General features: G+C 47.7%; 30 protein-coding genes and 2 tRNA genes. 28 read left to right on the forward strand and 4 right to left on the reverse strand.

Annotation, left to right across the window (positions count from 1 at the left end):
• Positions 1-36: 36 nt before the first annotated feature.
• Positions 37-1146, reverse strand: a complete 1110-nt coding sequence (mnmA, locus tag MKY82_RS08305) for a tRNA 2-thiouridine(34) synthase MnmA (RefSeq protein WP_162487654.1) — start codon at positions 1144-1146, stop codon at positions 37-39.
• 298 nt (positions 1147-1444) lie between these two features.
• Here mnmA and MKY82_RS08310 point away from each other — a divergent pair, with 298 nt between their 5' ends.
• Positions 1445-1864 carry an Rrf2 family transcriptional regulator gene (locus MKY82_RS08310; protein ID WP_071222772.1) on the forward strand — a complete coding sequence of 140 codons (420 nt, stop codon included), beginning with the start codon at positions 1445-1447 and terminating at the stop codon, positions 1862-1864.
• A gap of 79 nt (positions 1865-1943) precedes the next feature.
• On the opposite strand, the gene MKY82_RS08315 is transcribed toward MKY82_RS08310, so the two are convergent.
• From MKY82_RS08315 to MKY82_RS08325, 3 genes are all read right to left on the reverse strand, one after another.
• Positions 1944-3161: a tyrosine-type recombinase/integrase gene (locus MKY82_RS08315; RefSeq protein WP_339295885.1), complete on the reverse strand. Its 1218-nt coding sequence runs from the start codon at positions 3159-3161 to the stop codon at positions 1944-1946.
• 83 nt (positions 3162-3244) lie between these two features.
• On the reverse strand, positions 3245-3652 hold the full coding sequence (locus MKY82_RS08320) for an ImmA/IrrE family metallo-endopeptidase (protein WP_339295886.1): 408 nt from the start codon (positions 3650-3652) through the stop codon (positions 3245-3247).
• Positions 3653-3664: 12 nt separating this feature from the next.
• A complete protein-coding gene (locus MKY82_RS08325) occupies positions 3665-4057 on the reverse strand; it encodes a helix-turn-helix transcriptional regulator (protein ID WP_339295887.1) in 393 nt (130 codons plus the stop codon).
• Positions 4058-4250: 193 nt separating this feature from the next.
• On the opposite strand from MKY82_RS08325, the gene MKY82_RS08330 reads away from it, so the two are divergent.
• The 27 genes from MKY82_RS08330 to MKY82_RS08460 all read left to right on the forward strand — a co-directional run bounded on the left by MKY82_RS08330 (position 4251) and on the right by MKY82_RS08460 (position 25353).
• Entirely contained in the window at positions 4251-4448 is a 198-nt protein-coding gene (locus MKY82_RS08330; protein ID WP_339295888.1) for a helix-turn-helix transcriptional regulator, read from the forward strand.
• A gap of 32 nt (positions 4449-4480) precedes the next feature.
• Positions 4481-4735 (forward strand): helix-turn-helix domain-containing protein, encoded by a 255-nt coding sequence (locus MKY82_RS08335; RefSeq protein ID WP_339295889.1) that lies wholly within the window; start codon positions 4481-4483, stop codon positions 4733-4735.
• Positions 4732-4953: a hypothetical protein gene (locus MKY82_RS08340; RefSeq protein WP_339295890.1), complete on the forward strand. Its 222-nt coding sequence runs from the start codon at positions 4732-4734 to the stop codon at positions 4951-4953. Before MKY82_RS08335 ends, MKY82_RS08340 begins: the two co-directional genes overlap by 4 nt.
• A gap of 186 nt (positions 4954-5139) precedes the next feature.
• Positions 5140-6036 carry a hypothetical protein gene (locus MKY82_RS08345; protein WP_339295891.1) on the forward strand — a complete coding sequence of 299 codons (897 nt, stop codon included), beginning with the start codon at positions 5140-5142 and terminating at the stop codon, positions 6034-6036.
• A gap of 15 nt (positions 6037-6051) precedes the next feature.
• Complete coding sequence (locus tag MKY82_RS08350) at positions 6052-6324, forward strand: AbrB/MazE/SpoVT family DNA-binding domain-containing protein (protein ID WP_339296651.1); 273 nt, start codon at positions 6052-6054, stop codon at positions 6322-6324.
• A gap of 27 nt (positions 6325-6351) precedes the next feature.
• Positions 6352-6753: a hypothetical protein gene (locus MKY82_RS08355; RefSeq protein ID WP_339295892.1), complete on the forward strand. Its 402-nt coding sequence runs from the start codon at positions 6352-6354 to the stop codon at positions 6751-6753.
• Positions 6750-7949, forward strand: a complete 1200-nt coding sequence (locus MKY82_RS08360; protein ID WP_339295893.1) for a DUF2800 domain-containing protein — start codon at positions 6750-6752, stop codon at positions 7947-7949. Before MKY82_RS08355 ends, MKY82_RS08360 begins: the two co-directional genes overlap by 4 nt.
• Positions 7950-8044: 95 nt before the next feature.
• Entirely contained in the window at positions 8045-8641 is a 597-nt protein-coding gene (locus MKY82_RS08365) for a DUF2815 family protein (protein WP_339295894.1), read from the forward strand.
• A gap of 248 nt (positions 8642-8889) precedes the next feature.
• Complete coding sequence (locus MKY82_RS08370; protein ID WP_339295895.1) at positions 8890-10836, forward strand: DNA polymerase; 1947 nt, start codon at positions 8890-8892, stop codon at positions 10834-10836.
• A gap of 132 nt (positions 10837-10968) precedes the next feature.
• Positions 10969-11484 (forward strand): hypothetical protein, encoded by a 516-nt coding sequence (locus MKY82_RS08375; RefSeq protein WP_339295896.1) that lies wholly within the window; start codon positions 10969-10971, stop codon positions 11482-11484.
• Positions 11485-11597: 113 nt separating this feature from the next.
• On the forward strand, positions 11598-11783 hold the full coding sequence (locus tag MKY82_RS08380; RefSeq protein WP_339295897.1) for a DUF6877 family protein: 186 nt from the start codon (positions 11598-11600) through the stop codon (positions 11781-11783).
• A 218-nt stretch (positions 11784-12001) separates the two neighbouring features.
• A complete protein-coding gene (locus tag MKY82_RS08385; protein ID WP_339295898.1) occupies positions 12002-12169 on the forward strand; it encodes a hypothetical protein in 168 nt (55 codons plus the stop codon).
• Positions 12170-12190: 21 nt separating this feature from the next.
• A complete protein-coding gene (locus MKY82_RS08390; protein ID WP_339295899.1) occupies positions 12191-12523 on the forward strand; it encodes a hypothetical protein in 333 nt (110 codons plus the stop codon).
• Positions 12524-12543: 20 nt separating this feature from the next.
• On the forward strand, positions 12544-14892 hold the full coding sequence (locus tag MKY82_RS08395) for a virulence-associated E family protein (RefSeq protein ID WP_339295900.1): 2349 nt from the start codon (positions 12544-12546) through the stop codon (positions 14890-14892).
• Positions 14893-15184: 292 nt separating this feature from the next.
• Positions 15185-15466 carry a VRR-NUC domain-containing protein gene (locus MKY82_RS08400; RefSeq protein WP_339295901.1) on the forward strand — a complete coding sequence of 94 codons (282 nt, stop codon included), beginning with the start codon at positions 15185-15187 and terminating at the stop codon, positions 15464-15466.
• Positions 15463-16839, forward strand: a complete 1377-nt coding sequence (locus MKY82_RS08405) for a DEAD/DEAH box helicase (protein ID WP_339295902.1) — start codon at positions 15463-15465, stop codon at positions 16837-16839. The genes MKY82_RS08400 and MKY82_RS08405 overlap by 4 nt, the downstream gene beginning before the upstream one ends.
• Positions 16836-17444: an ECF-type sigma factor gene (locus MKY82_RS08410; RefSeq protein WP_339295903.1), complete on the forward strand. Its 609-nt coding sequence runs from the start codon at positions 16836-16838 to the stop codon at positions 17442-17444. The genes MKY82_RS08405 and MKY82_RS08410 overlap by 4 nt, the downstream gene beginning before the upstream one ends.
• A gap of 147 nt (positions 17445-17591) precedes the next feature.
• Positions 17592-17679 (forward strand) — tRNA-OTHER (locus tag MKY82_RS08415).
• A 6-nt stretch (positions 17680-17685) separates the two neighbouring features.
• A tRNA-Pro gene (locus MKY82_RS08420) sits at positions 17686-17758 on the forward strand.
• A 363-nt stretch (positions 17759-18121) separates the two neighbouring features.
• Positions 18122-18970: a DUF6731 family protein gene (locus MKY82_RS08425; protein ID WP_339295904.1), complete on the forward strand. Its 849-nt coding sequence runs from the start codon at positions 18122-18124 to the stop codon at positions 18968-18970.
• 20 nt (positions 18971-18990) lie between these two features.
• Entirely contained in the window at positions 18991-19647 is a 657-nt protein-coding gene (locus tag MKY82_RS08430; protein ID WP_339295905.1) for a hypothetical protein, read from the forward strand.
• A 99-nt stretch (positions 19648-19746) separates the two neighbouring features.
• A complete protein-coding gene (terS, locus tag MKY82_RS08435; RefSeq protein WP_339295906.1) occupies positions 19747-20439 on the forward strand; it encodes a phage terminase small subunit in 693 nt (230 codons plus the stop codon).
• Positions 20432-21676 carry a PBSX family phage terminase large subunit gene (locus MKY82_RS08440; RefSeq protein ID WP_339295907.1) on the forward strand — a complete coding sequence of 415 codons (1245 nt, stop codon included), beginning with the start codon at positions 20432-20434 and terminating at the stop codon, positions 21674-21676. Before terS ends, MKY82_RS08440 begins: the two co-directional genes overlap by 8 nt.
• A gap of 15 nt (positions 21677-21691) precedes the next feature.
• Positions 21692-23188, forward strand: coding sequence for a phage portal protein (locus tag MKY82_RS08445; RefSeq protein ID WP_339295908.1), 1497 nt, complete (start codon positions 21692-21694; stop codon positions 23186-23188).
• Positions 23163-23387 (forward strand): hypothetical protein, encoded by a 225-nt coding sequence (locus MKY82_RS08450; protein ID WP_339295909.1) that lies wholly within the window; start codon positions 23163-23165, stop codon positions 23385-23387. Before MKY82_RS08445 ends, MKY82_RS08450 begins: the two co-directional genes overlap by 26 nt.
• Complete coding sequence (locus MKY82_RS08455) at positions 23384-25150, forward strand: minor capsid protein (protein WP_339295910.1); 1767 nt, start codon at positions 23384-23386, stop codon at positions 25148-25150. The genes MKY82_RS08450 and MKY82_RS08455 overlap by 4 nt, the downstream gene beginning before the upstream one ends.
• Positions 25150-25353, forward strand: a complete 204-nt coding sequence (locus MKY82_RS08460; RefSeq protein ID WP_339295911.1) for a hypothetical protein — start codon at positions 25150-25152, stop codon at positions 25351-25353. Before MKY82_RS08455 ends, MKY82_RS08460 begins: the two co-directional genes overlap by 1 nt.
• The last annotated feature ends 56 nt before the right edge of the window (positions 25354-25409 follow it).

Genomic DNA, 25409 nt, shown 5'->3' on the forward strand with positions numbered 1-25409 from the left:
GTGTGAAGTGTGTGCTCTTTCGTTTAAGCCAGCGGATTAATAAGGAACTTTATCCGCCGTTTCGATCGTTCCGCCGCCAAGGCATTCGTCCCCTTGGTAGAAGACAACGGCTTGGCCCGGCGTGATTGCTTTTTGCGGCTTCGCAAACGCGACATGAACGGTTCCGTCTTCGCGCGGCGTTATCGTTACTTCCTGGTCCGGCTGACGGTAGCGGAATTTCGCGGTGCAGGTGTAGGCGTCTTTGGGCATAGCGTCTTGTCCTGCAATCCAGTTCATTCCGGAGGCAACGAGTCCGGTTGAATACAAACACGGATGATCGCCTTGAACAACGTACAAAATATTGTTAGTCAAATCCTTGTCGGCAACAAACCAAGGCTCTCCGGAGCCTGAGCCGCCAATGCCGAGACCTTGGCGTTGTCCCAGCGTGTAGTACATCAGGCCATCATGGCGGCCTTTCACCTCACCGGTGACAATGTCCACCATATCGCCGGATTGGGCGGGGAGGTATTGTCCAAGAAATTCTTTGAAATTCCGTTCGCCGATGAAACAAACGCCGGTGCTGTCTTTTTTCTTGGCTGTATACAGTCCGGCTTCTTCGGCGAGTCGGCGAACTTCCGGTTTCGGCAGATGCCCGATCGGGAACATCGCCTTGGAGAGCTGCTCTTGGCTCAGCGCATTGAGGAAGTAGGTTTGATCCTTGTTGCTGTCGACGCCGCGCAGCAGCCGGTACTGTCCGTCTTCTTCGATGACGCGGGCGTAATGGCCGGTAGCGACATAGTCGGCTCCCAGATCCATGGCCTTGTTCAGAAATTCGCCGAATTTGATTTCACGGTTGCACATGACATCGGGGTTCGGCGTTCTCCCAGCTTTATATTCATCGAGGAAATAGGTAAATACTTTATCGAAGTATTCCTTCTCGAAATTGACGGTATAGTAGGGAATGTCGAGCTGCTCGCACACGCGGCGCACGTCTTCAGCGTCCGCTTCAGCTGTGCAGTAGCCAAGCTCATCGGTATCATCCCAGTTTTTCATAAAGATGCCGATCACTTCATAGCCCTGCTGTTTGAGCAGGAGCGCTGTTACGGAGGAGTCGACTCCTCCCGACATGCCGACAACGATACGAGTGTTATGTTTTTCTTTTGACATCGTTATCACCATTTTCATATTGAATTGTGCCCATGGAGGTATTTTAACATATTGGAACAAGGTTCACACGTTTCATTTTGTCCACTCAGGGTGAACATTTTTCAATCTTTCCAGCTGGAATATTACCCATTGAGGTCCAGGATATGTTACCATAAGCTGAGGGTAATGATCGGAATACGGAGAAAAATACAGGATAAGCTGGTTCACACGTAGATTACGCCGTATTTATCGCTCACCCGCCACCTACAACTCATTACAGTATGGACATAATATACAATTACCGAAAGAGGTGTCACCTTTGAAGATATCAACAAAAGGAAGATACGGATTAACCATTATGATGGAGCTGGCCGCTAGGTTTGGTGAAGGGCCGACTTCGCTGAAGAGCATTGCCGAGAAGAACCAGCTGTCGGAACATTATCTTGAGCAGCTGATCGCACCGCTGCGGAATGCGGGGCTGGTCAAAAGCATCCGCGGCGCATACGGAGGCTATATCCTGTCCCGTGATCCGGCATCCATAACGGCCGGGGACGTCATCCGCGTACTGGAAGGACCGATATCCCCTGTGGACTTCACGGAAGAGGACGATCCGGCGAAGCGGGATCTGTGGCTGCGCATCCGCGACAGCATTGCTGAAGTGCTGGATTCCACGACGCTGGATTATCTGATCAACTATCAGGAACAGTCTGCTGCAGACAACTATATGTTCTATATTTGACAGGGATTAGACATCCCGAGTATTCAAAGGGATTGAGAGTTACTAAGGAAAAGCGTTACCCACAAGTTACCCACAGCACTTAATTGTTAATGGCCCATTCAAAATCGTCTGCAATTGTTAGCTGGCGATTTTGGGTGACGTGCAGATAAATAAGTGTTGTGGTTTTTGAGTCGCCTTTATGTCCTATTCTTGCTTGGATCTCCGGGAGGCTTACTTTTGGATTGGATGCCAGCAATGAGACGTGTGTATGTCTTAAACTATGAGGTGTGAGGCTGGTCAACAGATCAGCTTCTTTTAGTACGCGACGCATTATCTTAGGTATTGTGGTGATTGGGATCGGATATCCTGGAAACTCACTACTCCAAAAAACAAAATTATCATTTGGATTAAACTCTTTTGCGGATAGTTTCTCTGTTCGTTGCCAGCTTCTTAAAACTTCAAGGGCTTTGGCAACGGTATCCCCGTAACTTACCAATCGCTCGCTCTGATCATTCTTGGGCGGAGCGAATGAGTATTCTCTGACGTTGTCTCCTTCAAGCTGCTTGTTAATATCGATGGTACGGCGCTCAGCATCGATATCCTCCCACTGTAAGCCTGCTGCTTCGCTTATACGAAGCCCGGTATAGGCTAACACCAGAAACAACGCCCATAAATTTGGAGTTAGCATAAAACGGGCTACTTCTAAGAATTTTTTTAACTGGTTCTTCTCCAAAAACTTGGGGAGGACCTGTCTTTTTTCTCCTATTTTCCGAGGAGCCTTCTTTTCCTTTGGAATCACTGCGTCAGTGGTAGGATTCTCAGTAATTAATCTGATCCTTTTCGCATGCTTGAACATAAGACTGGCAACAGAGTGAATGGTGATAATTGTATTTCGTTTTTTTCCTTCCTCTTTAAGCTTATACAAAAAAGCCTGGTATTCGCTCATAGTTACATCCCGAAGCATGAAGGCGCCGAAGTTATCGAGAATTACGCCTAAAGCAAATTCTCTACTTTTAATAGTCTTTTTTCTCGGTTCTCGCTCGATGATGTATTCTTTCAACCATACTTTGCTCCATGCATTTACGGTCAAGTTCGCTTCGTATGTCAATGTTTTTTGGATTTTTCGAGCTTGAATAAGAATGCCAAAATCAACAGCTTCCTGAACAGTCTCAAAACGAGGCGACTCCATTTGCTTGGTTGTTTTTGTCTCCATACCGTTTATAACTTTTGTGGTTGGGACCCGGTAACGGTACGTGTATTTCCCGTCCTTTTCCCGGACATTTTTAGGTAAGCTGTCGTCTTTCTTTTTCTTAGCCACTGTGTACTCCTCCTTTCACAATAAGAACATATGTTCGGTTATTGGGTATATTGAAACAGCCCTGCGGCTGGAAAGCACAAAGATTAATAAAATTTATTCATTTCAGGAGGTATATTGTTTCTTCGTAGAAAATCCTCAATTGATTCGCCGCGCTCTATGTATTCTCTGGAAGTCAAAAGACGAATGGCAAACTTATTAGCTTGACGCTCAAACTTATCGGTGTTAAAAAAGGTTTTTTCATCAAGCCAAAAACGGTTTAAACCGGGATGAAGCCTATCGTGTCCTAGTTCGTGGGCGCACACAAAACGGCTCCAATGATAGTCAAGGTCCTTGTGGATGATAATATAACGTCTCTTTAATTTCTTAATATACAGCCCACGAGTGCCCTTGCCTAAGTCATGAAACCGTACCGAAATATTCAAGCGATCTGCAAGTTCAAAGGGATCGTTTGTTTTGTATTTTCGGACTAGTTTAAGTATGACGTTGTTCATTGCAAGCCTCCGCTATTCGTCGATGGGTTTTCTCTTGTTCTTCTTCTTAGCGTCCCAAAATACAGCTTCCATGACTTTCAACATCTTTTCTTTATCCTCATCATCTAGTGGTACTCCATCAAACATAATCGGTGCATCATCTTCTAGCATCTTCTTAAAATCCCGCTTGTCTTTTGCGGTAGCCCACTGAGGTGTCTTACTCTCTTCCTCTGTATCTGTAAAGTAATTTAGAGGTTTACCAAAATAATCGGCAATTAATTTAAGAGAATCTATTTGTGGGTGTTTGGTTTGGTTGTTTAGAATCTTAGATATTCCAGTATAGGAAACACCAGTTTCTTTTGCTAAACGATATTTTGATATACCCTTACTGTTCATTAGGGCTTGTAATTTTTCAGCTATACCCACAACGATACCTCCATATATTATATCTCAATTGAGTTATATCTTTATGGAGATATAATAAAACACAAAAGAGTGATACGTCAAGGAAAAAGGAGAAAAGAAAAGTAAAGTGTGGATTATATAACACTTTTGAGTTATAAATAGGTTTGAGTATAATTCTTTAGAGTTATATTATGTATTCAGGAGGTGGAAATACATGGGGTTAGCAATAGAAGAAAACATCCAGAAGATGATCGCCGAAAAGGGTTGGACTATTTATCGGTTAGCCAAAGAAAGTAACGTGGCTGTATCCGCATTGTACAACATGGGGAAGAAAAAACAAGGCCCAAACGCCGAAACGCTTGTTAAGCTTGCAAATGCTCTCGGGGTAACTGTTGATGAATTAGTCAGATAAAGATTCTAAAAAAATCTGAAAGGTGAAATCGAATGAGACTTGAAGCACACACAATCGAAAATCCTCTTTCTCGAAAAGTGGAATTAGGACCTACGCTTGATGTAATTGATGCAGCTAAATACCTCAATGTCAGTAAGTACACTGTCATTAATCGTATCAAGCAAGGGAAACTGAAGGCGTACAAACAGGGGATATACTGGAAAATCAAAAGAGAATGGTTGCTTGAGTACGAAGCAAGCTTGATCACCAATCATGACAATATGCTTGAGTTGGGGGTGTTTAAATGAGTAAGGTTTTAGACCTGGCTGCTGAAGAAATCATTGATTATTGCGCTAACGAGGCATGTGGCAAGGAAATCTACTTCGGGCAGCCAGTGACAAAGATCGGCCATGAACTGGTTTGTTCGGGTAAATGTCTGGTTGAGAAGATCGGCGCCGTAACTATTATCGCTGGGAGGGAGGTGAAACGGGAAGGTGAACAAGAGGTTACGGATCCGCAGCTGTAAAAACCTTATGGAGCTGATCGAGACAACAGAGTCTTCGTTGCTCCGGGAAGTGTATCGCCGGCAATACGTCAGCCTGGCTTCAAGGCTTAAAAAGAAAAATGCAGCTTGAACGGGGTAGGAGCCGTCAAACTGCACACAAATTCACTAAGTTAAGGCCAGTTTATCACTGGTTGAGAGGAGAAGCAAATGAAAATCTGTTACCGGGAAATCAACTTTCGCCCTAGCAGTCTTCAACTAATCGAACAAGTTAATGCCATTATCCATGAGTATCAAGAAATGGGCTACTCTCTAACTCTTCGTCAGGTGTACTACCAGCTGGTTGCCCGAGACGTTATCCCAAACAATGAAAGGTCCTATAAGAACCTCGGTAGTTTGATTTCAGATGGTCGAATGTCAGGGCTAATTGATTGGGAAGCGATCGAGGATCGGACAAGGAATCTTAAGAAGAATAGTCACTGGTCTTCACCGGGCTCAATTATTTATTCCGCTGCACGTTCGTTTGCTTATGACAAGTGGGAAGATCAAGACAATTACGTAGAGGTGTGGGTCGAAAAGGACGCGCTGGTGGGTATCGTCGGGCAAGTCTGTGATGAATTGGACATTCCATATTTCTCTTGTCGTGGTTACGTGAGCCAATCCGAAATGTGGGCAGCAGCTCAGCGGCTAGAAGATATAGCGGGTAACAAATATATTCACATTTTGCATTTAGGCGACCATGACCCGAGCGGTAAAGACATGAGTAGAGATATCTGTGATCGCTTAGAACTGTTTGGTGTATCTGTGGAATTTGATCGGATCGCCCTTAACTACGACCAGATCGAGGAGTACGGCCCGCCACCAAACCCCACGAAGCTATCTGATAGTCGTGCGACCGGCTACATAACAGAGTTTGGATATGAATGCTGGGAGCTTGATGCACTCCGTCCCGATGTCATTGACACACTTATCCGGGATAAAGTAACTGACCTATGTGATCTGGACTTGCTGCAAGCTGCAAGAGATCGAGAGGAAAAGTCCCGCGAAACCCTGAACTCAGTGGCCCGAAACTGGTCGGAAATTGAATCAAAGTATGGGGAGGAGTGATGCACTATGAGCACAATGAAAGCTACTGGAATTGTTCGTAGGATCGATGATCTAGGGCGCGTGGTGATCCCTAAAGAGCTACGCCGCACGTTTGGAATCGCGGAGGGAGATCCGATGGAGTTTTACACTGAGGGTGACAAGATCATTCTCATTAAATATGCTCCCGGCTGCTTCATTTGTGGGGAGTCAGAGCCTAAGAAGTTAAAAGATTTCCAATCCAAGTTAATCTGTACTGACTGCATTAAATCCGTCGTTGATCACTATAGTCAACAGCCGGCTAACAATTAATAATTCAATTCTCAGGAGGACTTATACATGCCCGTACAAATTACGATTAACGGCGATAACGCCGCACAAGCCATAGAGGAATTTGCTACATTGTCCGCTGCGTTCGGTGGGGCGGCTGCTCCGTCTGCTACCGTTACGGAAGAGCCTAAACAGCGCACTCGTAAAACCAACGAGGTAAAGAAAGAAGAGAAGAAGGAAACGCCGGTTAAGACTGCCTCCCAAGACGACGAAACCGGGACGGATGGCGACACCGAGGAAGTGGAGATTCCGACCGTTGTTGAGCTCCGGGCCAAAGCGCAGGAAGTCGGCAAAGATCCTAAGAAGAAGCCGGCCATCAAGGAGCTGCTGGGCAAGTTTGAAAGCGCGTCGATCTCGGATGTCCCAGAGGAGAGTCGCGTAGCGTTTATGGCTGAATTGGAGGCGCTATGACGCAGCCAGCACATGCCGAAAGGGCTCATGCCGTGCTCGGAGCTTCGGGCGCGGATCGGTGGATTAACTGTCCACCGAGTGCCCGGCTCCAGGAACACATTCCAGATAAAATTTCTGAATACGCCGATGAGGGAACAGCGGCCCACGAACTCTCTGAGCTGATTCTTCGCCGGAGGCTAACCCCCTGTAATGCAGCTGAACGCAAACGACTTGATAAGGCCGTGGAAGAATTCAAGAAAACCAACTCATATTACGGTCCGGAAATGGAAGACGCAGTGGCTGCCTATGTGGATGCTGTAGAGGAACGCTTCATGGCGGCCAAGGCTCGAACGAAGGATGCGGTGATACTTTTCGAAGAGCGTGTGGATTTCTCGGAATGGGTTCCGGATGGATACGGTACCGGTGACGTTGTGATTATCTCGGACTGGATGCTTGATGTCATTGACCTCAAATATGGTAAGGGCGTGCCGGTCAGTGCGATCGGTAACCCACAGCTCCGGTTGTACGGCCTGGGCGCCTGGTCGAATTGGAATTACCTTTATTCGATCAAAGAAGTCAGTATGACGATTGTTCAGCCGCGATTGGACAGCGTCAGTACCGATACCCTTCCACTTGGAGAGCTGATTGAATGGGCGGAGGTCGTTGTTAAGCCTGCAGCTGCACTGGCAGACGCTGGGGAAGGTGGATTCTTGCCAGGTAGTCATTGCCGTTGGTGCAAAGTGAAAGGGAACTGCCGTGCTCGGGCTGATGAGAATATGAAGGCCTTGGCGTATGAGTTTCAAGATCCGGCTCTTTTATCCATGGACGAAATCGGCTCGATTTTATTTGTAGCCGAGCAGTTGAAAGTGTGGGCCAAGGACGTCGAGGAATACGCTTTCGATCAGGCTAAAGCTGGTGCGAGGATCCCATCGTGGAAACTGGTGGAAGGGCGGAGCAATCGGACCATTACTGATAAGGCTGCCGCTCGTAAGGCCATGGAGACTGCTGAGCTTGAAGCGGATAAGTATCTCAAGCCGCAGGAGTTGCTTGGTATTGGGGATCTGGAGAAGAAGATCGGCAAAAAGGAGCTTGCTTCCTTGCTGGACGGTTTGATTGTGAAACCGCCAGGTAAACCGGTACTGGTCCCGGAGACAGACAAGCGGCCGGAGCTGAATAGCGTGGATCAGGACTTCGCTGGAGAGGAATTCGAGGTGTAGTCATGGGTGAAATAGCTGATTACCACATAGACCGAATGGCTTCCGGTGCTTGGTCAGTCGGAAGAACTAATTCAAATAAAAGGAGAAATGAACATATGGCAATCGATAATCAATCAACAAAGGTGATCACTGGAAAAGTACGTCTTAGTTACGCCAATGTATGGGAGCCTACTCCCGATGATAACGGAGTCCTCTGGTACAATTCGTCCATTTTGATTCCTAAAGATGATAAAGACACCCTACGAAAGATTAAAGCTGCGGTTGATGTCTTGAAGGAACAGGCGAAAGCTAAGTATGGCGGGAAGATCCCTCCTAAGTTCCATACCCCTCTCCGTGATGGCGATGAAGAGAGACCGGATGATGAAGCCTATGCAGATCACTATTTCTTTAATGCTAAAAGCAAAAATAGACCTGGTATCGCGAAGCCGATCGGTAAGGACAGCAGCGGAAAAACCAAATTTCAAGAGATCACAGACACAACCGAAGTATATTCCGGTTGCTATGCCAAAGTCAGCATTAACTTCTATCTATTTGACACGAAAGGAAACAAAGGTATTGCAGCCGGCCTCAATAACATCGTTAAAGTACAGGATGGTGACTTCCTGGGTGGCCGTAGCAGCCTGAACGACGATTTTGCTAGTGAAGACTTCGACGACATCGTAGATATGGGCGACGACGATTACTTGAACTAATCGATTTACTTCTGTGGAGGGGCTTGGCATACAGGCCCCTTTTTATAACCGCAAAATCGCAATTTGGAGGGGATTTCTTGAGTTTCCAGGTGAAATACCAGACTGAATATGGAAAATGGTTGTGTTATAAACATGCTGTAAAAAGAGCCCTAGCTGATGAAGATATTCACACTGTGGTTGATGAATTTGGATCTGAATATGACATGCGTAATACATGTTGCGTGGATTGTAACGAGGAGTGATTATACATGACGCTTCTCCAAATTGACCTTGAAACTTACAGCAGCGTGAACATTAAAGATTCAGGGGTTTACCCATACGTAGAATCCTCTGACTTTGAAATCCTGCTTTTCGGGTTTGCCTTCGATGATGATCCGGTGACCGTTATCGACCTTATGGATTATGAAGCCATACCTGGTGATGTAATTAAGGCACTCAAAATGGATGTTATCAAAACAGCCTTTAACGCTAATTTCGAACGCACGGCATTAGAGAAATACTTGGGTTATCCGATGCTACCAGAACAATGGCGCTGTTCAAGTGTTCATGCTCTTACCTTAGGGTTACCTGGAGATCTAGAAAGAGTTGCTAAGGTGCTGAAAGTGGATGAACAGAAAGATAGTGCCGGTAAGGCGCTGATTAAATACTTTTCAACGCCCTGCAAGCCAACCAAGGTCAACGGTGGGCGCACACGAAACCTTCCGTACCATGATCCGGAGAAGTGGCAGCAGTACAAGGATTACAACCGGCAGGACGTCGAGGCAGAACGGGCCGTTCGAAAGAAAATCGAGAAATACGAGATATCCGATTTTGAACATAAGCTCTGGGCTTTGGATCAAAAGATCAACGACAACGGGATTCTGCTTCATCCAGACTTACCAGCTCGGGCCATTGAGAGCGACAACGCTTTTAAGGAGCGAACGATCAAGGAGGCCAAGGAGTTAACTGGACTGGATAACCCCAACAGTGTTGCACAGCTGAAGGCCTGGGTGGAGGAAGAGGAAGGGATCCAGATCGACGGCTTAACCAAAGACACTATACCGGGGCTGATCAAGGAAGCGAAGAGCCAAAAAGTTAAAACGATGCTGAAGCTCCGTCAGCAGTTGTCCAAAACATCCGTGAAGAAGTTCGAAGCCATGCAGCGCGCACGCTGCCGAGACGGCCGGGTTAGGGGCCTGCTGCAATTCTACGGAGCAAACCGGACGGGGCGATGGGCGGGAAGGCTGGTACAGGTGCAGAATCTCCCGCAGAACAAACTGCCGGACTTGGACCTTGCAAGGGATCTCCTGCTAGCTGGAGATTATGAGATGCTGGAAATGTTGTTCGGTGCTCCGCCATTTGTCCTGTCTCAGCTGATCCGGACGGCCTTCATTCCTTCGCCGGGATGTCGCTTTATCGTTTCAGACTTCTCAGCGATCGAGGCGCGGGTGATAGCTTGGCTGGCGGGAGAGACCTGGAGGTTGGAGGTATTCAAGACTCATGGCAAGATTTACGAAGCCTCGGCTGCGCAGATGTTCCATTTGACCCTTGAAGAGATCACCAAGGACCTACGCCAAAAAGGAAAGATCGCGGAGCTTGCATTGGGTTATGGTGGCGCTGTTGGCGCTCTGGAGCAGATGGGGGCTCTTAAAATGGGGCTCACTCCGGATGAGCTGCCGCCACTCGTTAAAACATGGCGTGCAGCTAATAAGAAGATTACTCAGCTCTGGTGGGACGTGGACAGGGCCGCTATGACGGCAGTCCAAGAGCGAAGAATGATCAAGCTGCAGTATGGTCTGACATTTTACTGCGAAGGCGGCTATCTGTTTATCCGGCTGCCGTCCGGACGGCGTTTGTCCTACGTAAACCCTCGGGTCGTTGATGGGAAGTTTGATAAGCCGGCATTGATCTATGACGGCGTGGACCAGACAAAGAAGACATGGGGCAAGATTGACACTTACGGCCCAAAGCTGGTCGAGAACATCGTGCAGGCGATCAGCCGGGACTGTCTGGCCGTCAGTATGCTTCGATTGGACGCTGCAGGCTTTGAGACCCGGATGCATGTCCACGATGAGGTCATTGTCGATGAACCTTACGACAATGGCAGGGACTCTCAAAACGAGATTACCGAAATTATGGGGCAGCCGATCGAATGGGCGCCGGGGCTTCCGCTTCGTGCCGAAGCATTTGAGACGGACTTTTATAAGAAGGATTGATGGAATCATGTATGATTTTGATCCTTATTTTCAAGATATCCCTTGGGATTTGATATATGACGATAACGGTGAGCTGATCGGCGAGGTCTATATGGCCTTGCCGGTACCATCACCCAGGAGGTGTAAAGCGGTATGGGACACTACTTCTACATTACCCCTGAAGAATACGCCATTGCCGAAAAGAACGGGATAAGCTCCATGTTACTCGATTGGCGGCTTCGAACGGCAGGATGGCCGAAAGAAAGGGCTTTGTCAGAACCGCCTCGTAAGATGAACGTCCGTAAACACTGGATTGCCTTGGCAGAAAGTAACGGAATTAAGCGGCAGACTTTCAATAGGCGGCTTGAATACGGATGGGATCCTGAACGGGCGGCGACGGAGCCTGTTGCAGATAAATATACGCGTCAGAAGCTTTGTCTCTACGCTAAATCGTTTCAAGGCAAATACTCGGATGAAATCATAGCGACGGCAGCGAGTAACGGGATAAGCCGGGAGAACTTCTATGCGAGAGTACGCCGGGGCTGGACTGAGGAAGAGGCGGCTACAACGCCGCTTATCTCCTATGCAGATAATGGACGTCGGAGCATCCAGAAGATGAATGATCGTTATGGTGATATTAATAAATCTGTATTTCAGAAAAGAGGTTAATGGGATATGAATTACGTCGTGTGTCCAGAGTGTGGTAGCTACGAATATAGACATTCATACGCAGCTTGTAGTGGATGTAAGTCGGATGAAGATGAAGATACGGAGCATGAAGAATGACAAAGCCGAACCCTATGGACGAAATTCTGAAAATTTCACATCAGCTGCCTAGGGTTGTCCTGGAGGACATTAATAAGCGAATAGGCGACTGGCTGGCGATGGGCGGAGAGTCTACGGATCCATATATCGAACAGCAGCTAAGGTTTGCAAGACGATTTGTAAAGGAGACAACTCATGAATAACTTGAGCGATCATAAATTCCCGTCAATGTGCGACCTGTACAGCCGTAAGGCAGGAGCCAGATCATTTCAAATAGGGAATGGTGAAATATTCGTCAACTTCAATCGCCGGATGAAACCGTTCATTCGGGTTAACATCTACCCTGATAAATCGAAAACATTCCCATTCACGAAACGGGGGCACAAACAAGCATCTGGGTTCTTTCAAGGGGAGGTAACCCATGAATAACCAAGTAAAGCTAAACACAGCAATCGATGAATTGAAATTCGCTCTAGCAGCCACTGATAAAGATGTCCGTGACCACTATATTAACAATGCCATCAGATTCATTGAAGAAGCAAAGGTTCCACCAGTACCCACCATTAAGCCCGGAGACCTTGAACCTTAAAACGCAGGAGGAATGATCAATATGCCAATAATCAATCACAATGGAGCAATGCAAATAGAGATGGGTTCAGGAGACATCAAAGTGTCACCAGGATTACTACAGCTTGATTATCCTTGCGGTGTCGTGGTGTTTCAGGAATATGACGAAGCTCGGCCAATCGGGAAATGGGAGCCAAACGACAAGATCGTAGCGACTCCAGAAGAAACACCTCTCAGAATGACCTTTGATAAGCCAGAATCTATTGACGTAGTTATCTGGGCGCTCCAAGAAGCCAAACGGATGATGAAAGAGGACACCTGGGAGTCGTTACTTAATGATGATCGGCAAGCTAACCATTCAGAGAAAGTGAAATAGAACGTAATAGGGGTGGCATCATGCAGGAACTGGACATTAGCTTCGGCAAGCACCGGGCTGATACGAACTGGAAAACTGAATATTTGACTTGGGATGAGTTCGTGGACCGGCTGCGGAAGGTCCGGCGGACAGCAGAGACGATGGCCCAATACGACAAGATGAACACTACCGACCGTGGCAAGGCCAAGGACGGGTCCGCTTTTGTCGGCGGGCTTGTCCGCACGGGGCGCCGGAAAAAGGAGAATGTCGATAGCCGGAGCTTGATTACCTTGGATGTCGATCGCGGAGACGATGATTTTTTATTTTCGGCTGAGCTTGTGCTGGGAGGGACGGCCTACGTTATTTACTCCACACACAGTCACCGCCCGGAAAAGCCGAAATACCGCCTGATCATTCCAGCAGATCGGAACATGAGTCCGGACGAGTATGCAGCCGTTAGCCGTAAACTGTCGGAGCATATAGGTATGGAGTATTTCGACAAAACCACGTTCCAGGTTCACAGGCTCATGTTTTTACCTTCGTGCTCAAAAGATGCACCTGATCCGATCCTGGAAGTTTTCGAAGGTGATCCGCTTTCCGTGGATAGGATCCTGAGTGAGTATGTTGACTGGCATGACGTCAATTCCTGGCCGCGACATCCGGAAGATAAATCTCCTGCTCAGCTTGTAGCCAAGAGAGCGCAAGATCCTCGGGAGAAGTTCGGGACCATAGGCCTTTTCTGCCGAGCTTTCACTATTGAAGAAGGAATAGAAACCTTCTTATCTGATGTTTACGAAAAAGGCTCAATGCCAGATCGCTACACATATACCAAGGGGTCCAGCGGAAATGGTCTGGAAGTCTATCCGGATCAGGATCTTGCATTCTCCCATCAGGACAGTGATCCGATCGCAGACGGTCGCACTTATAATCTTTTTGACCTTGTACGAGTTCATAAATTCGGCCATCTGGACGAGCGAGTGAAAGATCATACGCCAGATGCGAAGAAGCCGAGTCACCTGGCTATGGAGCAGTGGGCGGCGCAGCGGCCGGAGGTAAAGAAGCTTGTCTTCGCAGAGCGCCAAGCGGATTTCGCTGAAATGGCAGACGAGTTTCCCGATGACGAGGACGACCCGGATGAATTGGATTGGGAGGATCAACTGGAGATTCATCATAAGACAGGGGAGCCACTGCCGACGGCGGGAAACGTAGAGCTCATGCTGTCGCATGGGCCGTGGAAGAACGTCCTGGCCTATGACGCTTTCGGGAATACAGAGGTGATCCGGAGGTCGCTGCCGTGGCGTGAACAGGAACGTCTTGGACGGTCATATGAACCTTGGCTGGGTGCAGATGATAAACGGCTCCAGCATTGGTTTGCCAAGGTACATGGCATCAATTCGGCCAAGACCATACAGAATGCCTTCACGGAGGTAGTCCATCGTAATACGTTCCATCCGATCAAGTCCTACGTCGAAAGCGCCGTATGGGACGGCCTGCCGCGTGCAGAACGGATATTTATCGATTACTTGGGTGCAGCAGACATCCATTACACCAAGCAGGCGACACGGAAGATGCTGCTGGCTGCTGTTGCAAGGCTATACCGTCCAGGATGTAAATTTGACCAGATGCTGGTTCTTGTCGGGCCGCAGGGGGCCGGGAAAAGCTCCCTGCTGGCGAAGCTTGGCCGTGAATGGTTCTCTGACTCCTTACGGACATTTGAGAATAAGGAAGCCGGTGAACACCTGCAGAGCGGATGGATCTTCGAGATCGGCGAGCTGTCGGCCATGAAAAAGACCGAGGTTGAAGAGGTCAAGGCGTTTTTATCCAAAACAGAGGACCGGTACCGGGTGGCCTATGACCGTCAGGTATCCGAGTTCCCGCGGAAATGCGTCTTTTTCGGGACGACAAATACCCGTGATTTTCTCCGGGATGCGACCGGGAACCGTCGTTTTTGGCCCATTGAGATATTCCCAGATCGGGCGACAAGAAGCCATTGGGAGGAATTAACCGAGGAAGAAGTGAGCCAAATATGGGCTGAGGTATTGAGCTGGTTTAAGGCGGGGGAAACCTTGGAGCTCGATCAGGAAGCCCGCATGGAGGCGGAACGACAACAAGCTGCACACATGGAGATGGATCCAAGAGAAGGCATTATTCAGGAATGGCTTGATATGCCGTTAGAGGACGACATGGGACGCCCTACTGATGACCTACGGGATCGAGTGTGTGCAGCTCAAATATGGACCGAATGCCTTGGTAAAAAGCGCGGCGATATGCGTACCTGGGAGTCAAAAGAGATTATGGACATAATGCGACGCTTCCCTGAATGGAAGGAGCGAAAAAGCAAAGCCAAAGTGCCTGGTTATGGGGTTCAAAGAGTGTTTGAACGAATCTAACCAATGGTTGCCTTGAAAGGTTGCCGTAAGATGATTTCACGGCAACCACGGCAACCGAAAAGTTGCCGCAATTGCCGAGAGGTTGCCGTGAAAATCGTTTTAAGGCAACCAGATAAAACCGCATAACATCAAGCCTTCACGTGTGCTGGTTGCCGTGGTTGCCGTAAAATCTACTATTTTAATAAAAATATAAATTAACCCGTATACGGGATACGCAAATATAACTTAAACGCGTAAAAACGCAGTACGTGCGCGTACAGGGCAAATCGGCAACCTGACGAAAGGAGCAAATATGAGAGAGTCTGCACTGGAGCGCCGTTTGGTCCGTGAAGTCAAACGGATCGGCGGGGAAGCGCCAAAATGGGTGAGCCCAGGAAATCGAGGAGTGCCTGATCGATTGGTACTTCTTCCTAACGGACAAACGATATATGTCGAGATGAAAGCACCGGGTAAGCAACTGGAGCCCTTACAGGAGCGTTGGAAGAGAAAGCTGCTTAGCATGGGGCACAGACATTATAAAATTGATTCAAACGAGGACATTGACCGGTTTATAGACGAGGTGAGAGCCAAATGAAGTTTAAACCGCATCAGTATCAGGAGTATGCTACCCAGCGGATCCTGGATACACCATACATTGCGCTGCTGCTTGAGATGGGATTAGGTAAAACAGTTAGTACCCTGACTGCCATGGATTTATTACTGAATGATTATTTCGAGGCTGGTCGTGTTTTGGTTATTGCACCCTTGCGGGTAGCAGATGACACTTGGGCCCGAGAGATTGAGAAGTGGGACCATCTGAGACATCTTCGGATCAGTAAGGTTTTAGGGAGTGCTGCGGTTCGACGCAAAGCCTTGAAAGCAGAGGCGGACATCTACGTGATCAATCGTGAAAATGTGGAATGGCTTGTCAGCGAGTACGGCAGCCAGTGGCCGTTTGATACCGTGGTGATCGATGAGCTTTCCAGCTTCAAAAATCCACAGGCAAAACGCTTCAAGGCCCTCCGCCGGGTCCGGCCAATGATGAAGCGTGTGATCGGCCTGACAGGTACGCCGGCACCAAACAGCCTTATGGATCTTTGGGCGCCGATGTATCTGATCGATCAAGGGGAACGATTAGGTAAGACAATAACCGGTTATCGCGATCGTTATTTTACACCAGGCAGCCGTAGCGGCCATGTGGTCTACGAATGGAAGGCCAAGCAGGAAGCAGAGGAACGGGTATACGAGGCCATTTCTGATATCGCCGTCAGTATGAAAGCCGAAGATTGGCTGGAACTGCCTGAACGGATTGATCGGACGATCCAGATCTCTTTAAGCCCGAAAGCGCAGGAGATGTACAAGAAACTGGAAAAGGAGCTGCTGCTTCCGTTTTTGGACGCTGATGTCGTGGCTAACACTGCGGCCGTCCTGTCTAATAAGCTTCTGCAGATGGCTAGCGGAGCGGTATACGACGAGGAAAAGGGCGTCAAGTTGATTCATGAAGCCAAGCTGGACGCCCTGGAGGACGTGATCGAGGCAGCCAACGGCAAGCCGGTTATGGTGTTCTACAATTTCAAGCATAGCCTGTCGCGGATCCAAGAGCGATTCCCACAAGCAAGAATCCTACGGAAAGGTAAAGACGGGAATGAGGATATCCGGGCTTGGAATAATGACGAGATCCCGCTGCTGCTTCTGCACCCGAAGTCAGCCGGACACGGCCTGAACCTCCAAGATTCAAGCTGCCGGACGGTTGTCTGGTTTGATCAGATATGGAGCCTGGAGGAAGACCAGCAGGCTAATGCAAGGGTCCACCGTCAAGGAGTACGGCACAACATCGTAGTAATCCGCTTGGTAGCCGAGGGGACAATGGATGAGGACGCCGTAGCAGCATTGGAGCGTAAGGCTGCCGGGCAAGATGCCTTGATGGAAGCCGTTAAAGCCAGAATAGAAAGGATGAAGGCATCATGACAATAGAACAACAGGTGATAGAGCAGCTTTCCCAATACCGTCAAAAGAAAGCCCGCATACAGGCACTATCGACGTATAGCGTGGGTGCCGGAATCACCGTATCCCGACTGAATGAGGATGACCAGCTGCAGGAGCTGCACCGCAAGTTGAGAGGGCTGCCATCATACATGTATCTCTCCAGATTTGAGCAGAAATTGGAGAGTGTAGCCCACGCTTATATGACCCGGTACCCTGCCGGTGTTAAAGCCCAGAAGCAAGCCATCCCGGTTCAAGTGATGGATCCAGAAGACACGGAGCTGCTTAAGGAGCTGCGGCGGAAGATTCAGAAGGTGATCGAGGCAAGAGGTTACGAGATCCGGGATAACGTGGAGGGGATCATAGAACGCCTGACGGAGCTGCAGGATCTACAGGCTGATCTTGAGCGGATGGATTTTATCCTATCGACCCTTGAAGAGTATAAACCCTATGCTGCTACGCTGCTGAGATGGATATACGTAGAGGGGATGGAGCTTAAGGAGCTTACTGAAAAACTTGAGTTATCTGAAAGCACAGTCAGACGGCGGATCCGAGTAGCTGAAAGGGAATACGCAAACTTGGCGCGATAATGACAGAAAATTGACCGCAAAATGACAAACATATGTTCTTGTTTTTCGTGTCAACCCCTGCTAAAATGATATTGTGCCCTTCATGTAAGGAGGCGGTCGTCAATGGACCAAACGAGCCGTTAGGCGGCCGTCTCTTTTTAAATTTTCACCGGTATAGCTCAACGGTAGAGCGCTGCGGGGCCCCTGTCAAAACAGAGAGCAGAGTGAGCAGGTTCAATTCCTGATGCCGGTGCCATCATTTCCGGATGTAGTGTAGCTGGGTAGCACGCTTGCCTTGGGAGTAAGTAGTGTGGGTTCAAATCCTGCCGTTCGGATTTTTCAAACCTTTTTACATCTCCCCTTCTTGCCGTCTCGGATCGAGGCGGTCTTTTATTAGGAGATGTTGACTTTGTTGTAGCGTCTCAAAAATTAATCTACGAAAATTATGACTGATTCTAAAGTAATAGGGAAATAGTAGTAGATTACGATGTTCACCTGGTATATTATTGGAATAAGTTAACACCATTAATATAAAAACCGGGGGTATAGTTTTGAGCAGAACAATTCACTTTTATAATTGTTTTATTAAATATAACGGCCGCAGAACGAATATTGACGTTACCAAGTTCATAGATAAAATTATGCTTCTTGACTCCGCAGGTAGGTACCGTTCAAAACTTAAAGGAGGAAGCATGTCAATGATTGACATGGCGCATCCTAACGTTTTAGATCCAACAACGGCACAAAATCGAAAAGTTGCGATTGGGAAGTATAGGGATAATAAACCTTATACAGGTCAACGAGGTACTGATACAGCTGATCGAATAGATAACGATGTGTTAGAAATTACTTCAGCCGTATTCATTCCACTTTCCAGGATGGTATTGATTGAATACAATCATTTTGGAGCTAGACCTGGGCATATTATTCAATATCTAAACACATTCTTACCTAACAGCGATGCTAATCGATGGGAGTTCGAATTGGTTGCGCAGGAACCCGATCGTGGAATTTCAGATGTTGAAGACTCAGATGATATTCGTTCTATAGAATTTAAACTTGATATCTCCCATGGGCCCATTCGAAATAAAGAAAAAAATGAGAAAAAGCGTGAAAGCCTTCTTATGGATATTATTGATGATTCGGTGAAGACACACGATGTTTTTGGAGCGAATGTTGCAACACTGGCATTTAGTAACGGTAGATCCAGAAAAGATAATGTGATTAAACCGGATCAACTTGTTGATCTTGTTAAAGAGTTGAACTTGGAAGATGAGCTTTTCGAATCCGTCAAAGTTCGATACAAGAGTCCTAAAACCGGTAATATTGAGAATATTGATCTTAAGAATGCTGGAATTCTCAAGAAGGTAATTATGAAAGATGAAGACGGGAATTCTGGATGGGAATTAGTTGCGGATGAAATGCAAATGGATTATTATGTAAACGGGAGAACGGGTGATTCCAAATACTTAGCACTGGGTCCTTTCGAGGTAAAGGCGCTTCCAGAGATCGTAACCGATTTTCCTGCAGACCAAGATAGCGAATGACTTGAAAAGGAGGAAGGAGATTGGATAAAAAAATTGACTTCCTTGAACGAAGGTTATTGAGCCTACTTACAGTAGGACTTTCTTTGATACTTATAGTAAATTTCTTGTTGGGTATCTACTATCCAGAAATTAGCCTTATTGGGTTAAATGAATTTCTGGCCACTAAAGTAAAAGATACATTAATTGCTAAGGAAGGGGTTCTAACAACTATTGCTGCTGTTTTTACAGGGATTTATTTTACGATCTTTACACTGTTTGGGAGCCTAAAGTTAGAATCGACTTTTGCTGCAATTTCACAGGCAAACTTCTTTAAATTAGTCAAATTTTTGTATCATGCGTTTGCAGGTTCTTTTGCTTATTTATTCTGGACTATTTTTGTCTCTTTCTTTTTGGAACCTCAGAAAAGCCACATGAATACATTACTGGTTATTACACTAATCATCTTTTTGTTTTACATGATGATGTCAGCCTTTAGATTCGGTGTCTATTGTTACTTAATTTATAAGAATGATTTGAAGAACTTGCACATCCAAATAGAACAAGAAAAATTGAAGAATTTTGAACGAGATGCTCTCTATGAGCGATTAAAGTTGTTTTTGGATGATTTCGATTATAGACAAAGTATTGAAAGAGCAGAACAAATGAAAGAGCATTTGGCAAACAGGAATAAAGATTAATTTGTGCTGTGATTATAATGATCACGGCCTTTTTTTATAGGGGGTGGAGTTGTGAAATTCCACAAAACCAACACAACGCCGGGGGTGGTGATCGTGTAAATGGCTGAATTGCATAAGCTGGCCGAGAAGGATTATCTGTCAGGCATGAAATATCAAGAGATTGCTGATAAACACGGCGTCTCGATTAACACCGTGAAAAGCTGGAAGCAACGGCATGGCTGGATCCGCGAAAAGGGTGCACACAAATCAAAAAGTGTGCACACAAACAAAGGCGGAGCGCCCAAGGGCAATAAGAACGCGGTGGGGAACCGTGGCGGTCCGGGCGGCCCTCCAGGAAACGATAAGGCCGTTACACATGGCTTCTTCCAGAAGTATCTGCCGGCTGATTCCCTGGAGATCATGGAACAGCTGCAGACGAAGGAGCCGCTAGACATTGTTTGGGATAACATCATGATCCAGTACACGGCTATCATCCGGGCGCAGCAAATTATGTACGTTAAGGATAGGGAAGACGTCACGACGACCAAGATCGAGGAGAAGGGCGGCAACGTTTGGGGTGAGCGCTGGGAGGTCCAGCAGGCTTGGGACAAGCAAGCCACATTCCTCCAGGCTCAAAGCCGGGCCATGGGTACGCTTCAAAGCCTAATCAAGCAATATGACGAGCTCCTGAAGACGGATCTGGCGACCGAAGAACAGGAGCTGCGGATCGCCAGGCTGAAAGGTGAAGTCGAGAAAATCAACAACGAATCGAATCCGGAAGTCGTTGTGTTTAAGGATGATCTGCATGAGTAGAGAAATCAGCTTACAGCAGACCGTCGGAAAAGGCTATGCCGAGTTCTGGCGCTACAAAGGGCGTTACCGGGTCGTTAAGGGTGGCCGCGGATCCAAGAAGAGCGTCACGAATGCATTATGGATCCCATACAACATGATGAAGATGCCGCTGGCGAATACGCTGGTCCTCCGGAAGACGTTCAATACTCATAAGGACAGCACATGGGCGCAGCTCAAATGGGCCGTTAACCGGCTAGGGGTAGCCCATCTATGGAATTTTAAGAAAAGCCCGCTGGAGGCTATATATAAGCCCACCGGTCAGAAGATTCTGTTCCGGGGCCTCGATGATCCGATGTCAATCACCTCTATCACGGTGGACACCGGCTATTTGTGCTGGGCTTGGTTCGAAGAAGCCTATCAAATCATGAACGAGGACGATTTCGACAAGGTGGATATGTCCATTCGGGGTGAGATGCCAGAAGGGTACTTTAAGCAGCTGACGCTGACATTTAACCCATGGAACGAAAAGCACTGGCTGAAATCCCGCTTCTTCGATAACTCGGATCCACACACGTTAGCCATGACGACAACGTACCGCTGCAATGAATTCCTGGGCGACGATGACCGTGAAAGATTCGCCTGGATGAAGAAGCATAAGCCGAAGCGTCACAGGGTTGAAGGTGACGGCGATTGGGGTATAGCAGAAGGCGCAATATTTGAAGATTGGCGAGAAGAGGAATTTGATTACCGGGCGATCGCTAAGCTTCCAGGATATCGCGCAGTGTTCGGCCTGGACTTTGGTTACACGAATGACCCGACGGCTCTCGTAGCTGCACTGGTGAACAAGGAAGAGAAGAAGCTTTATATCTTCGACGAGCATTATGAACACGGCATGATGAACGATGACATCGCGACCATGATCAAGTCCAAGGGGCATGCCAAGGAGCGAATTATCGCTGATTCCTCGGAGCCAAAGTCCATCGATGAGATTCGAGGGCTGGGCATAAGCCGGATCCGCGCTGCGGAAAAGGGTGGCGACAGCGTCAAGGTCGGCATTCAGTACCTGCAGCAGTACGAGATCATTGTCCATAAGTTCCGCTGCCCTAACGTCAGCATCGAGCTTTCGAGCTATGTTTGGGAGCAGAACAAAGCCGGCAAATTCCTGAATAAGCCGATAGATGACTTCAATCATACGATTGATGCGCTGCGGTACGCCATGGAGCAGATCCGGAAGCCAAGCAGTGTGTCATTCGACTAAGAAAGGAGGAAGCAAATGTTTTTTCATGGTCCTACTGCAACGGATTCGATACTGGCTAACCTCACACTTAACGCCCCGATGGGCATGGACCAGATTATCTACAACGCCGTAAAAGACTGGTTAAAATCAGATGAGCGTGCATGGATGATCACGGGAGAGCGGTATTATCGAGATTACCCGGATATTGTATTCCGCAAGAAATACACCATAGGCGCGGACGGTAAACCTGTAATCGTGGATAATGTAGCGAATAACAAGCTGGTCAACAACTTCACCAAAAAGTTAGTGGATCAAAAGGTGGGCTATCTTCTTTCTAAGCCTTTGACCGTTCAAACGGAAAATACACAGTATGAGGAGCTGCTGACCGACACTTTTTTCGAGAAGGAGTTTCAGCGATTACTGCAGCGTGTGGGTAAAGAGTCCATTCAAAAGGGGAAAGCCTGGATCCACGTTTATTATGATGAGAACGGGGAGTTCAAACTGAAGCGAATCCCAAGCCATGAAGTCATTCCGCTGTGGAAGGATGCGGACCATACGGAATTGGACGCGATCATACGGGTCTACTCATATACCACATATGAAGCCCAGAACCGTAAGGAAGTCACCAAAGTGGAATATTGGGACCAGTCAGGCGTCAAACGCCTCATCTATCAGGATGATCAAGTGGTGCCCGATATCGCAACATATGGCAATGGGTGGGCATCCGCACACTTTACGCTTATGAATCCGGACGAGACGGAGGCACCGTTTAACTGGACAAAGGTTCCGTTTATCTGCTTCAAGTACAACGCTGAAGAGCTTCCGCTGCTGCATCAGATTAAATCACTAGTCGATGACTATGATAAGCAGAAATCGGACAATTCGAACAACCTGGAAGATACGCCGAATAGCATTATGGTGCTGAAGAATTATGACGGGGTGGATCTGGGCGAGTTCCGGGAGAAGTTAACCCTTTACCGGGCGGTGAAGGTAACGGATGATGGGGGTGTGGATAAGCTTGATGTTACGATCAATACCGAAGCACACACTAAGCACCAGGACCAGAACCGCCGAGACATTTACGAGTTTGGCCGCGGCGTAGATACCCAGGCAAACAACTTCGGTGGAGATCCGTCAGGGATCGCGCTTAAGTTTCTGTACGCGGATCTGGACATGGACTGCAATCTGATCGAAACCGAATATCAATGGGCATTTGAGCAGTTGCTTTGGTTTATCGATGTCCATTTAGCCAATTCCGGACAGGGTGACTTCTCTAATGAGAAAGTCACTTTTATTTTTAACCGGGACATTGTGATTAACGAAACCGAAGCTGTTGAGAATGCACAGAAGAGCGTGGGGATTCTCTCGGATGAGACGGTTACGGCAAACCATCCATGGACGACAAATACCAAAGATGAGATGGACCGAAAGGCAAAAGAAGAGGCAGCTGCTCAAACGAAATTTGACCAGGGGCAATATGATGGGCTGCCTGATGAAGGTGGTGAAGATGATGATGTTGACGATGGAAACTAAACAAAAAGTCAATTTCTTGATTTGTGAGTTATCGACCCAACTTTATGAGCAGGTAAAAAAGGGAGTGGTGTGCTCTGAAGAGATTGTGGTGTTGGCTAGACTTGTTGAAGTAATGACTCCTATCGATGCTACTGATTCAGGCACCCCAGTGGTAGGATTCCACACCGGAAATCAAACGGCAGATGATGAAACGTCATGAAGTCGCAGGATTATTGGCGGAAGCGTGCTGAACAAGTTGCGAGCCGACAATTTCAGAAATCAGACCGATATGCTGCCGGTCTCAAGCGGCAATATAAACTAGCAGAGAAATCCATACAACGGGATCTGGAATCCTTTTACGCACGGTTCGCTGATAACAATGAGGTCAGTATGGCCGAGGCAAAGCGAATGTTGACAGCTGGTGAGCTGGCCGAGTTTAAAATGACGTTAAGCGAATTCCGGAAGAAGGCCAAGAACAATGCAGACGGCCAGTGGACCAAGGAGCTTGATAACGTCTATTACCGGACCCGTGTTACCCGTCTGGAGGCTCTGCAGCTTCAGGTGAGGCATCAGGTCGAAATGTTGGCCGCAAGCCAGCAGGCGGGCACAGGGAAGCTGCTGGGTGATATTTGCGAGGATACTTATCACCGAACCCTCTTCGAAATCAACAGGGGTGGTAAAGGGATCCTCGCTTCATTTGCTCGTGCCGATAAGGAAGCCGTGCAGGAAGTAATCAGCCGGCCATGGTATGGGAAGAACTACAGCTCCCGGATCTGGGACGACCGCGATAAGCTGCTTCGGGAGTTGCGGACCGCATTATCTCAATCCTTCATTCGTGGCGACAGTGCCAAAAAGGTCAGCGAGCTGCTGGCGAAGAGGATGGGCGTAGCGACTTCAACCGCTGAAAGGCTGGTCCAGACGGAGAGCGCCCACATTATCAACGAGGCAACGGCAGACGGGTACAAGAACAGCGGTGTCGTCGAGGAATATGAAATACTGGCTACTTTGGATAGTAAGACTAGTGAGACCTGCCGCGTCATGGACGGCAAGGTGTTCAAGTTGAGTGAGCGCGAAGTAAGCGTCAACTATCCACCGTTTCACGCCCGCTGCCGAACCACGGTTACTGCCTATTTTGATGACGAAGTGGATCCAGGCAAACGAATCGCCAAGGACCATACTGGCAAACGGATCTATATTCCAGCAGACATGAAGTATGAAGATTGGAAGAAGGAGTATATCGACTCGCCAAACACCCAGAAAAAGGATATACTCAAGGCAGATGACCAATTTAAGTCGATCATGGCCAGAACCGATGCAACGCCGGAATACAAGAAGGTTCTGACTGATCGGTTCAGCGCGGGTTCAGATGTAGCCAAGCGTGTTTTTACCGAATATGTTCTGGGTAACGTGATCAAGGACTCCCGCTTCAAGCAAGGAGCCCATTACTCGCCGGTTTCCCAGATCGTAAATATGGACTTTGCGGATGACTTAAAGAATCCTAGGGGAAGCGGAGCGACCTATTTTCATGAGCTGGGCCATTATGTTGATAATATGGCGGCGATCAAGCTAAAAGGTGCGACGTATGATGGCGTATCACATATAGACCTGAATGGTATTGAGGCGAAGGACTTCAAGAAGGCTGTTCTTCGAGACGTCCAGGATTATATGCAGAACTACACCAAAAATAAAGGCGTGGATTTGAGACAAGCACAGCTTGAGATTTCCATGATTCTAGGACAGGGCGATGGTGCGCTTCATTCAGCGATTTCGGATATTTACGGCGGGGTGACACGGAGAAGAGTCCAAGGGAAGTACGGTCACAGCCCGAAGTATTGGCAGCAGCTGCCTAACGCTATTGAAAAAGAGGCGTTTGCACACATGTTTGAAGCAAGTTTTGACCCTAGCGGTAAACGGGCAGCATTGATGAGGGAGTTTCTTCCGAAGTCATTTGCTCTATTTCAACAAATACTGGAGGAGATCTGATGGTCATTGTGACGGATGAGTTATGGGCCAAGATGCAGGAGTTTGAAAAGAAATTTCCAGACTCATGCGTACCGCTGGAGATGATTCCAGGTAGCGAGACGACGGAAGGTCTGATTCAGAAGATCGATAAGAGCCTGGATGCCGGCGAAGATCTGCTTCCAAAAGAATACGGATGGAAGTTTGATGGAAGCGAAATATATTGATTGGCACTCTCGAATTTATGAGAGTGCTTTTTTATGCCCAAAAACCATATTTAGGA

Source organism: Paenibacillus sp. FSL W7-1279, from assembly GCF_037969845.1.
Lineage (GTDB): Bacteria > Bacillota > Bacilli > Paenibacillales > Paenibacillaceae > Paenibacillus_AQ.

Coding starts and splice junctions, on each gene's coding strand:
- mnmA (WP_162487654.1), bottom strand. CDS start 1,146: ATGTCAAAAGAAAAACATAACACTCGTATCGTTGTCGGCATGTCGGGA.
- MKY82_RS08320 (WP_339295886.1), bottom strand. CDS start 3,652: ATGAACAACGTCATACTTAAACTAGTCCGAAAATACAAAACAAACGAT.
- MKY82_RS08330 (WP_339295888.1), top strand. CDS start 4,251: ATGGGGTTAGCAATAGAAGAAAACATCCAGAAGATGATCGCCGAAAAG.
- MKY82_RS08335 (WP_339295889.1), top strand. CDS start 4,481: ATGAGACTTGAAGCACACACAATCGAAAATCCTCTTTCTCGAAAAGTG.
- MKY82_RS08340 (WP_339295890.1), top strand. CDS start 4,732: ATGAGTAAGGTTTTAGACCTGGCTGCTGAAGAAATCATTGATTATTGC.
- MKY82_RS08345 (WP_339295891.1), top strand. CDS start 5,140: ATGAAAATCTGTTACCGGGAAATCAACTTTCGCCCTAGCAGTCTTCAA.
- MKY82_RS08350 (WP_339296651.1), top strand. CDS start 6,052: ATGAAAGCTACTGGAATTGTTCGTAGGATCGATGATCTAGGGCGCGTG.
- MKY82_RS08355 (WP_339295892.1), top strand. CDS start 6,352: ATGCCCGTACAAATTACGATTAACGGCGATAACGCCGCACAAGCCATA.
- MKY82_RS08360 (WP_339295893.1), top strand. CDS start 6,750: ATGACGCAGCCAGCACATGCCGAAAGGGCTCATGCCGTGCTCGGAGCT.
- MKY82_RS08365 (WP_339295894.1), top strand. CDS start 8,045: ATGGCAATCGATAATCAATCAACAAAGGTGATCACTGGAAAAGTACGT.
- MKY82_RS08370 (WP_339295895.1), top strand. CDS start 8,890: ATGACGCTTCTCCAAATTGACCTTGAAACTTACAGCAGCGTGAACATT.
- MKY82_RS08375 (WP_339295896.1), top strand. CDS start 10,969: ATGGGACACTACTTCTACATTACCCCTGAAGAATACGCCATTGCCGAA.
- MKY82_RS08380 (WP_339295897.1), top strand. CDS start 11,598: ATGACAAAGCCGAACCCTATGGACGAAATTCTGAAAATTTCACATCAG.
- MKY82_RS08385 (WP_339295898.1), top strand. CDS start 12,002: ATGAATAACCAAGTAAAGCTAAACACAGCAATCGATGAATTGAAATTC.
- MKY82_RS08390 (WP_339295899.1), top strand. CDS start 12,191: ATGCCAATAATCAATCACAATGGAGCAATGCAAATAGAGATGGGTTCA.
- MKY82_RS08395 (WP_339295900.1), top strand. CDS start 12,544: ATGCAGGAACTGGACATTAGCTTCGGCAAGCACCGGGCTGATACGAAC.
- MKY82_RS08400 (WP_339295901.1), top strand. CDS start 15,185: ATGAGAGAGTCTGCACTGGAGCGCCGTTTGGTCCGTGAAGTCAAACGG.
- MKY82_RS08405 (WP_339295902.1), top strand. CDS start 15,463: ATGAAGTTTAAACCGCATCAGTATCAGGAGTATGCTACCCAGCGGATC.
- MKY82_RS08410 (WP_339295903.1), top strand. CDS start 16,836: ATGACAATAGAACAACAGGTGATAGAGCAGCTTTCCCAATACCGTCAA.
- MKY82_RS08425 (WP_339295904.1), top strand. CDS start 18,122: ATGATTGACATGGCGCATCCTAACGTTTTAGATCCAACAACGGCACAA.
- terS (WP_339295906.1), top strand. CDS start 19,747: ATGGCTGAATTGCATAAGCTGGCCGAGAAGGATTATCTGTCAGGCATG.
- MKY82_RS08440 (WP_339295907.1), top strand. CDS start 20,432: ATGAGTAGAGAAATCAGCTTACAGCAGACCGTCGGAAAAGGCTATGCC.
- MKY82_RS08445 (WP_339295908.1), top strand. CDS start 21,692: ATGTTTTTTCATGGTCCTACTGCAACGGATTCGATACTGGCTAACCTC.
- MKY82_RS08450 (WP_339295909.1), top strand. CDS start 23,163: ATGATGATGTTGACGATGGAAACTAAACAAAAAGTCAATTTCTTGATT.
- MKY82_RS08455 (WP_339295910.1), top strand. CDS start 23,384: ATGAAGTCGCAGGATTATTGGCGGAAGCGTGCTGAACAAGTTGCGAGC.
- MKY82_RS08460 (WP_339295911.1), top strand. CDS start 25,150: ATGGTCATTGTGACGGATGAGTTATGGGCCAAGATGCAGGAGTTTGAA.